The following is a 652-nucleotide window of genomic DNA, read 5'->3' on the forward strand; positions in this document are numbered from 1 at the left end:
CCGGCCACGCCCATCGCGATCATCTCCTCGTTCGCAAGCCCGGTGCCGATGCCCGCGGCCTCGCCCTCGACGGTCTGGGCGTTGCCGTCCACGCCGCTGTAGCTGCCGTCTTCATAGAGCAGGCGGCTGACCTCGCCGTTCGGGCCCTTGACGAAGAAATCCCCGATGACGATCTGCTTGCCGTCCACCAGATGGACGACGAGGTCGTCGCCGGTTTTGGTGAAGCGGCTCACCTGGTCGGCCCGGGCGGTGATGCGGAAATCCGAGGGCTTCTCAGCCGCGATTCTAATGGTTGCCATCGTTCTTCTTCCTGGATTGATCAGTTACGTGTGATTGGTCAGGCGGCGGCCGGTGCGGACCCCGTGCCTGCGGATGCGCTGCGGTGCATTTGCGATTGCTGCGGCCCCCGCCACGGCGGCACATCCCGCCGCCTGCGCGGCGACGAAGGCGGCGAGCCAGCCCCCGCCGGTTCCCAGAACCAGGAGGCCCGCCAGGAGTTCGGCCAGGACCGCGATCGCGCATAGAACGATGAGCATTCCGGTCCTCCGCATGTGAAATTCGTTGTAAGGATGGGATGCCATCACTAAAGTATGTATAGAACGTGATTATGGCTGTATGTCAATCACCACCCCCCGGTCTGCTCTGCCCGCAC

At 64.1% G+C, this 652-nt stretch carries 2 protein-coding genes; both read right to left on the reverse strand.

Annotated features, from left to right (window positions below; all coding sequences use genetic code 11):
• Nucleotides 1-299, reverse strand: a 299-nt coding sequence (locus tag XINFAN_RS00045) for a BapA prefix-like domain-containing protein (RefSeq protein ID WP_124084540.1), incomplete at its 3' end; no start/stop codon positions are given.
• A 24-nt stretch (nt 300-323) separates the two neighbouring features.
• Nucleotides 324-536 carry a hypothetical protein gene (locus XINFAN_RS00050; RefSeq protein ID WP_124084541.1) on the reverse strand — a complete coding sequence of 71 codons (213 nt, stop codon included), beginning with the start codon at nt 534-536 and terminating at the stop codon, nt 324-326.
• Nucleotides 537-652 lie beyond the last annotated feature (116 nt).

Source organism: Pseudogemmobacter humi (genome assembly GCF_900609055.1).
GTDB classification, from domain to species: Bacteria; Pseudomonadota; Alphaproteobacteria; order Rhodobacterales; family Rhodobacteraceae; genus Pseudogemmobacter; species Pseudogemmobacter humi.